General features: G+C 28.3%; 10 protein-coding genes and 1 pseudogene. 10 read left to right on the top strand and 1 reads right to left on the bottom strand.

Translation table 11 applies throughout. The annotated features are described in order from the left end of the window. The first annotated feature begins 177 nt into the window (after nucleotides 1-177). From HZY31_RS00080 to HZY31_RS00035, 10 genes are all read left to right on the top strand, one after another. A complete protein-coding gene (locus HZY31_RS00080; protein ID WP_297317453.1) occupies nucleotides 178-327 on the top strand; it encodes a hypothetical protein in 150 nt (49 codons plus the stop codon). 40 nt (nucleotides 328-367) lie between these two features. After that, nucleotides 368-736: a hypothetical protein gene (locus tag HZY31_RS00075; protein WP_297317452.1), complete on the top strand. Its 369-nt coding sequence runs from the start codon at nucleotides 368-370 to the stop codon at nucleotides 734-736. Nucleotides 737-789: 53 nt separating this feature from the next. Continuing rightward, complete coding sequence (locus HZY31_RS00070) at nucleotides 790-1,329, top strand: stage II sporulation protein M (RefSeq protein WP_297317451.1); 540 nt, start codon at nucleotides 790-792, stop codon at nucleotides 1,327-1,329. A gap of 54 nt (nucleotides 1,330-1,383) precedes the next feature. Further along, entirely contained in the window at nucleotides 1,384-2,037 is a 654-nt protein-coding gene (locus tag HZY31_RS00065) for a YIP1 family protein (protein WP_297317450.1), read from the top strand. Between the two features lie 14 nt (nucleotides 2,038-2,051). Beyond that, nucleotides 2,052-3,572: a COG1361 S-layer family protein gene (locus tag HZY31_RS00060; protein WP_297317449.1), complete on the top strand. Its 1,521-nt coding sequence runs from the start codon at nucleotides 2,052-2,054 to the stop codon at nucleotides 3,570-3,572. Next, nucleotides 3,565-4,254 (top strand): ABC transporter ATP-binding protein, encoded by a 690-nt coding sequence (locus HZY31_RS00055; protein ID WP_297317448.1) that lies wholly within the window; start codon nucleotides 3,565-3,567, stop codon nucleotides 4,252-4,254. Before HZY31_RS00060 ends, HZY31_RS00055 begins: the two co-directional genes overlap by 8 nt. Before the next feature lie 22 nt (nucleotides 4,255-4,276). After that, nucleotides 4,277-5,374 (top strand): ABC transporter permease, encoded by a 1,098-nt coding sequence (locus HZY31_RS00050; RefSeq protein ID WP_297317447.1) that lies wholly within the window; start codon nucleotides 4,277-4,279, stop codon nucleotides 5,372-5,374. A gap of 19 nt (nucleotides 5,375-5,393) precedes the next feature. Further along, nucleotides 5,394-6,284, top strand: a complete 891-nt coding sequence (locus HZY31_RS00045; RefSeq protein WP_297317446.1) for an AIR synthase related protein — start codon at nucleotides 5,394-5,396, stop codon at nucleotides 6,282-6,284. A 3-nt stretch (nucleotides 6,285-6,287) separates the two neighbouring features. Beyond that, nucleotides 6,288-7,526 carry a methanogenesis marker 15 protein gene (locus HZY31_RS00040; RefSeq protein ID WP_297317445.1) on the top strand — a complete coding sequence of 413 codons (1,239 nt, stop codon included), beginning with the start codon at nucleotides 6,288-6,290 and terminating at the stop codon, nucleotides 7,524-7,526. Between the two features lie 85 nt (nucleotides 7,527-7,611). After that, entirely contained in the window at nucleotides 7,612-8,178 is a 567-nt protein-coding gene (locus tag HZY31_RS00035) for a methanogenesis marker 17 protein (protein WP_297317444.1), read from the top strand. Between the two features lie 81 nt (nucleotides 8,179-8,259). Here HZY31_RS00035 and HZY31_RS00030 read toward each other — a convergent pair. Next, nucleotides 8,260-8,427 (bottom strand): annotated as a pseudogene (locus tag HZY31_RS00030) (IS6 family transposase); the annotation flags it as partial.

The following is an 8,427-nucleotide window of genomic DNA, read 5'->3' as shown; positions in this document are numbered from 1 at the left end:
TGCCCTCTATGGGCGGAGCCAATATTAACGGGCTATATTGAACCACCATAAAGAGGTGGCATTATGAATATATTAAAAGGCAATGTATTAAAAGTTTTCGGAGCTGTAGTTTTAGTTAGTATGATAGGTGCTTTAGTAGCTGAGCCTGTTGCTTTAGGTGATATTGGCCAAGTATATATGGCGTGGAATATTGATAAAGAATATGGTCAAAGATTATGTAATGCAGGGCAACTTATATTCGATGTTGGTACTATAGCATGCTGTACTGGAGTAGGTTCAGATGTTGGGTTAGTTCTCTTAGCTACAGGAGTCGCTACTATGGCATAAATAATTTAAATTTTATTTTTTTATGGTGAGGTGGCATTTTATGAAAGAGAATCAGGAGAGATATTTTTTTCCAAAAACTCATTTATTGTATTTTCTTATAGTGCTTTATGTTATATTATTAAGTATATCTATATATTCAATACTTATTGGAAACTTTACAATTAATATGATTCACTCTTTATTATTTATTACAACAGTGATATTTATGATAATATATTCCCTATATCCAAAGCAGTATTTACTATATTCATCAATACTATTATATCTAATACTTGTGCTATTAACGATATATTTTATATACAATGGAAAATTTACTATAAATATGATGGTATCATTATTATTAGCTACAATTGTAATAATTACGAAGATATTCAATATTAAAAAGCTAAAAAAGAGGGATAATAAATAAGACACTATTACTGTTAAGTATTTTTTTATACTAATTACAATATTAGTGAAACCATGAAAAACCTACTGATAATATTAACAATTTTAATCTTCTCAATAGGATTCATATCTGGTTTTATATTCATAAATGACTTTTCAAAAAACTACAAAGGAGAAAAAATAAATCAAAAGTTAGATATAAAATTTAATTTTCCTTTTATATTAACAAACAACTTAAAAGTAATCTTTTTAATGTTAGCTGGCTCTATAACTTTCGGTTTATCCACTTTTATAAACTTAATATACAACGGTTTTAATGTAGGTGTTTTAATTGGTTCCACATTTCAAACTAATGAACCTTTAAAATTAATTTTAGCCTTAATTCTTCCGCACGGAATATTTGAAATCCCAGCACTATTAATATCAGCAGTAGCAGGTTTCAAAATCCCCTATGAAATAACTCTCTATTTATTAGACAAAAAAGAAAAACCAATAACAGAAGAAGATATAAAAGAATTTTTAAAATTAGCATTAATTTCAATAATATTGATAATTATAGCCGCTTTTGTGGAGGTTTATATTACTCCAAAAGTAGCAAATTATCTATTAACATAAAATTTAAATATAACTAAATACTAATTAACCACTAAAAAAATAACGGGGGATATAATGGATATAAAGGAACTCATCTTAAATCCAAACAACTTCTTTAAAAATTTGTCTAATAAAGAAATCTCTCTTAAAGAGCCCTTTATTATTGTCTTAATTTTCTCTATACTTTTATCAATATACTCCTACTATACATCATCAGTTATGTTTAAAATCTTTCCTCAAGATATGCAGAGTATGTTATCATTTATGACAATTATATCAGCGATTTCAGCATTTATTGGAGGGTTTGTGGCGTGGCTATTAATAGCAATAGTTATGCATATTATATCAATGGCATTTGGTGGGAATGGCTCTTTTAAAAGGACTTTTGAATTCATTGGCTATGGATTTTTACCTAATTTAATTGCTTTATGTATAACTATACCAATTGGATACTATTTCCTATCAAATGTTCATATTCCTACATTATCAATGGAACAACTACAAAACCCTATTATTGTTAAAATGGTTATGAAACAGATATTTCCAAAAACTTTAATATACACCAATGCATTAATAGGATTTGCTGTAACGATATGGAACTTATATATATGGACTTATGCTATAAAATATGCAAGAAACTTAGAGTTAAAGAAGGCATTTATAACTGCATTAATCCCAACAGTTATATTTGGTTTATATCAACTATACAGTGTATTAAAATTTCTATAAATTGAGGGAAAAATATGAGAGAATTAAAAAATCTATTAATTACTTTTTTACTTTTTATTCTTTTAACTCAAACCTCTGCCTATATAACATTTAAAAATATTGACTATAAAACTCAATACTTAGAGCCTTCAAAAACCTATGATTTATATGTAACATTTGAATCAGATGAGGAGATTAATAACACTCTCGTTTATATAAAACCTTACAACCAAATGTCAGAAGAATATATTCAAATAATTAAAGGTAAGCAGTGGATAGGACATCTTTTCCCATCTGAAATTGGTGTTGCTCATTTTATTATAAAAATTAAAGATAATGCACCAAATTATGACTATAAAATGGTAGTTTATTGTAACTATACTAAAAATGGAGAACAATACTCTGAAAATAGAATTTTTACACTTCCTGTAAGAGGAAAGGCAAATATTATAATAAAACCTAACAGTAATATTCTAAAAGTTGGAACTAATAAAGTTTTAATTCTATTAACTAATAAAGGAACAGGAACAGCTGAGAATATTAAAATAACCTTTCAAAATTCAAACAATTTAGTAATTTTAGGAGACAATACTTTTACAATAACATCTTTGAGTCCTAAAATTACAACTTGCATTCCACTAACAATATTTGCTAAAAAAGAGGGAGTTTATTCTATAAATTATAAAATATCCTACGAAAATCCTTATGATTTATTGGAATTAACTCAAAAATCAGAAACAATAAACGGGGATTCAAAAACAGAAACTTTAACATATCAAAATAAAAATATAGTTGAGAATTTAGGCAGTTTAACATTCAATGTGTTTCCAAATAAATTAATTTCGATAAATATAAATAATCCAATAATAACAGTTGGAAAAATTAATAATTTAACAATCTCAATAAAAAATAACTATAAAGATTCTCTATTTATAGTCCAAATAAGTAAATACTTTATTGAAAATAACCAAAAAACCGTATTTATTAAAAAAGGAGAAATAAAAAATACATCATTCCAAATAAAAGTAGATAAAGAAGGAATTACCTCAATTCCCGTAGTTATATACTTTGATAACAACCAAATAGAGAAAAACTTAACGATAGATGTTATAGGAAAGGCAGATTTAGTTTTAAGTGGGATTGATGTAGAAAGTTCATTTAATGAGGTAAAAATAACAGGGGATATTGACAATATAGGAACTGGAAAGGCGAAGAGTGTTCTAATCTCAATAGTAAGAACTAAGAATATAATCCCAAAAAAGCCATATGAGAACTATTTTGTAGGAACATTAAATCCTGATGATTATGGAAGTTTTGAATTACACTGTGTAATAAATGGAAATGTAAGCGAAATTCCAATTAAAATAACATATAGGGATGAAAATAACAACTTAATAACAATCCATAAAACAATAAAAATTAATAAAGAAGTTATTTCCTTAAAAAATGAAAATAGTGAGGAAATTAATTATTTAGTAATGGGGATAGGAATTATATTTGTTATAGGAGTGGTTTATTTAATTTATAGAGGATTTAAAAAGGGAAAGAATGATTAAACTAAAAAATGTAACAAAAATCTACAAAATGGGAGATGAGACCATATACGCCCTAAAAGATTTAAATCTAAGAATAAAAGAGGGAGAGTTTGTTTCAATTATGGGCCCTTCTGGAAGTGGAAAATCTACACTTTTAAATATTATTGGTTGTTTGGACAAACCAACAGAAGGAGAGGTTTATATTGACAATATAAGGACAAATGACTTAGATGACAATGGATTAACAAAAATTAGGAGAGATAAAATTGGTTTTGTCTTTCAGCAATTTAATTTAATTCCTCTATTAACTGCCTTAGAAAATGTAGAACTTCCACTAATTTTTAAGTATAGAAATTCAATGAGTAAAGAAGAGAGAAAAAAAAGGGCTTTAGAGTGTTTAAAAATGGCTGAATTAGAGGAGAGATTTGCCAATCATAAGCCAAATCAATTGAGTGGGGGACAACAGCAGAGAGTGGCTATAGCGAGAGCTTTGGCAAATAATCCACCAATTATATTAGCAGATGAACCAACAGGAGCTTTGGATAGTAAGACAGGAGAAAAGATTATGATGTTGTTAAAAAAATTAAATGAAAATGGAAAAACTATAATTGTAGTTACTCACGACCCAAATGTTGCAAGATTTGGAGATAGAATAATTTACATTAAAGATGGAAGAATTGAGAAAGAAGAGTTATTAAATTGAAAAGTTAGATAAGTGATATTTTATGTATTTTGAAATGGCTAAGAGAAATTTAAAAAGGCATTTTTTGAGAAGTATTTTAGCATTGTTAGGGATAATTATTGGAGTAGCAGCAATATCTTCATTAGGAATTTTAGGAGGAGGATTAAAACAAGGAATTATGGAAAATTTGGGAAGTATTTCAAATTATATTATAATATTTCCAAATTATCAGAATGGATATACATCAATTGATAAAAAAGATATTGATAGATTAAGAATTTTAAATTGTAAGATTATTCCAATTTATGCCACATCAGATTATGTGTATATAAAAGGTAAAAATAAGAGAGCTTATGCAAATATCTTTGGTATTGATAAAAATGATATAAAGTATTTAAATTTAGGAGTAAAAGTTTCAGACACATCAGTTGCTGTTGATACCTTTTTTTCAAAAGTAAATGGTGTTAGTATTGGAAATCAATTGGAGATAAAAAATATCTCTTTAAGAATTAATGGAATATACAATAGTACATTTCTTTTTCCAGATAACTCTTTAATTTTAACTGCAAAAACATATAAAAGATTTTATGGAAATGAGAATTATTCAAGAGTTATTTTATATGTCAAAAATATAAATGATATAAATAAAATCAAAAATGAAACTGAAAAAATCCTAAATAGAAAAGAGAAAAAATATATCATTTTATCTTTAAATTTAATAATTAATAAGATTAATGATGTTATAAATAAAGTTTCTTACTTTTTAATGGGTATAGGGGCTATTTCTCTATTAGTTGCTGGAATTGGAATTGGAAACGTTATGTTAATGAGTGTTGTTGAAAGAACAAAAGAAATCGGAGTGATGAGAAGTTTGGGAGCTTCAAAAAGAGACATTATATTATTATTTTTATATGAGGCATTAATTTTGGGGATTATTGGTTCTTTAATAGGAGCATTTTTGAGTTTATTCTTTGGTTATTTAATTGTTCATTATCTTTTAAAAACATCACTATCTTATTATGCAATAGTTTATATGATAATTGGAGTTATATTTGGAATTTTAACTTCTTTAATCTCTGCCTTATATCCTGCATATAAAGCGGCAAATTTAGACCCAATAAAGGCGTTAAGAAATGAATAATAAAATATTTGGTGTGATTATGGAAAATTTAGAATATGAGTTAAAGATTGCTATAAATCACATATTAGAAACAAATTATCCAAGAAAAGCCTTTTGGCACTTTGATGACTTAGTTGAAAATTTAAAATGTGGTATTAAAGCAGGAGATGACGCTATAGTAGTAAATAATTTTGTTTTAAATATGGAAGGTCCATATCCTCTAAAATTAGGTAGTAAAACAGCATTAATTCATACAGCATGTGATGTAGTGGCAATGGGGGCTAAGCCAAAATTTGCATTAAATGCTATTCAAGCAAAAAATGAAGATGAGATAAAATATGCTGTTAATGGGTTAAGAAAGCAGAGTATAGGTTTAGAGATTCCAATAATTGGAGGAAATACTCAGACAATTGAAGAACTAAAATCTTGCATTTCAGTGGCAGTCTTTGGAGAATTAATTAAAGATGATTTAATAATAAGAGACAGTGGAGCAAAAGAGGGAGATTTGTTAGTTATGCTTGGAGATCCTGTGGAAGGAGATGTAGGAGAGAGAATTTATAAAGCAAAGAAAAAATTTGACACATACTTAGAAATTTTAAATGAAAATATTAAAATAAATGCATGTAAGGATGCTTCAAGAGGAGGATGGTTAGGGAATTTATTGGAAATGTTAATTAAATCAAAGAAAGGGGCTAATATATATTCTCTCCCATATCCAAGAGCTACAAGATACTTGGGAGCTTATATATTAGCAGTTCCAGAGGAAGAATATAAAAAAGTAGTTGATATTGCTGTAAAAAATAGATGTCCTATAATATTGTTTGGTAAAATATTGGAAAGACAAAGTTTGATTATAGGCACAAAGGAATATATATCAGAAAGTGATATGCTAAAATTGATAAAAAATTTTCCATATAAATATAAGGTGTAAAGTATGATAAAGATTGCATTATTAACATGCGGTGCAGAATGGAGCGGAGTTTATCGTGAAATAGAAAAAGCGGCTAATAGTGTTGGAGGAGAGTTAGTTTTTCCAGAAGTCGATTTATCGTATATTGATGAAGTTGAAGAAAGATTAGGTTTTAAGGTAGGATCTGCAAATTTAAAACTAATGTTTGCAAGGGCAATGTCAATTATTGAAGGAAATACAGATGCTGAGGCAGTGTTTATAGCAACATGTTTTAGATGTGCAGAAGGTGCATTGGTTAGAAATGAAGTTAGAAAACTTATTCAGCAGAATACCAATTTACCAGTAGTTATGTATTCTTTTACTGAAAGAACTAAGGCTTCTGAGTTATTAACAAGAATGGAAGCATTAACTACAATCGTTGAAAGAAAATCTTTATTAGCAAGAAAGAAACAGGAAGGCATAAGTTTAGGAATAGATAGTGGTTCTACAACTACAAAGGCAGTTGTTATGATAGATGACGATGTTGCAGGGACTGGTTGGCTATATACTAAGGATGTAATTGGCTCTGCAAAAGAGGCAGTTGATAATGCATTAAAAGAGGCGGGAATATCATTAGATCAAGTAGAAACTATTGGAACAACTGGATATGGGAGATACACAGTTGGAAAATACTTTAATGCTGATTTAATACAAGAAGAATTAACTGTTAACTCAAAAGGAGCGGCATATTTGGCGGATAAGCAGGAAGGGGAGGCAACTGTTATAGACATTGGAGGGATGGATAATAAGGCTATCTCATTATATGATGCTATTCCTGATGGTTTCACTATGGGGGGAATCTGTGCTGGTGCAAGTGGTAGATTCTTTGAGATAACTGCAAGAAGGTTGGGGGTTTCTCTACAAGAGTTAGGAGAGTTGGCAGCAAAAGGTGATTGGAGAAAAATAAAAATGAATAGTTATTGTATTGTCTTTGGTATTCAAGATTTAGTTACAGCCTTAGCTGAAGGTGCAAAACCAGAAGATGTTGCTGCTGCTGCGGCTCACTCAGTTGCTGAGCAAGTTTTTGAGCAACAACTTCAAGAAGTCGATGTTAGAGACCCTGTAATATTGGTTGGAGGTAGTAGTTTGTTAAAAGGTTTAGTTTTAGCAATGGAAGAAGTTTTAGGAAGAAAGATTATTGTTCCAAGATACTCTCAATTAATTGGAGCTGTTGGAGCCGCTTTATTAGCATCTGGATTTAGATATAAAAAGATAAAATCATAACTTTGGTAAGAGTTTTAAATAAATTTTTATCTTTGATTTTATTAACTTTTTATTTAAATTTATTTAATTTTAGGAAGGGATGGCTATGGCTGAGATTATTGTTCAATGCGATGATAAATCTGGAAAGGAAATATATACGAAAGTTATACAAACTGCATTGGAAGATTTGTTATTGGGAAAATCAATAATTAGAATAGAATTTATTGCAAAGGAAAAAGAACCTTATTTTATATTGGGAGTTCTTCCAAAACCAACAAGAAAGATGATTAAAATAAGAGATTTTGCTGAAATTGTGGAACAAAAAAAACAAGATGGTAAAACCATATATAAGTTAAAGATAACTGATGAAACATATGTTCCATACTTATTAAAAAAGATACATGTTATAGAGCAACCTTCAAGATTTGAAATTATAACTGATTCTGAAATTGATTTAGATATGGATATCTACGATACTCAGAAAGATTTTATAGATAAAGTAATGGATTTTATGAATAGAGTTTTCCCAGAGGGTATGAAGATCAGAAACACATACATAGACAAGGCTATAGTTTCAATAGCCTCTGAAAGACCATTTAAACCCGAAGAAATAGAAGAGGCTTTAAAATTAAAAGAAAAATTAGAGACAATGAATACCGCTGGATATTATTAAATTTATATTTTTTATTTTATATTGTATCTAAATATTTAATTATATAATTCTATACTTTTTTACAATACTATACTGAGATTGTCAAGATAAGGATAAGAAGTAGTTATAGATGGAGGCGAAAGAATTAAGCCAGGAGATAATGGTAATAAATTTGAAATTATTAGGGAATCTATTATAGAAGGACTTAGTTTTTCGTTTAAGGAGGGAGAAGAAGCTTTCTACACAATTTCTTAGACCGAATTGAACTCT

Source organism: Methanocaldococcus sp. (genome assembly GCF_024490875.1).
Classification (GTDB): Archaea; AGJL01; Methanococci; order Methanococcales; family Methanocaldococcaceae; genus Methanocaldococcus.
This window is presented reverse-complemented; position numbering and strand designations above follow the sequence as displayed.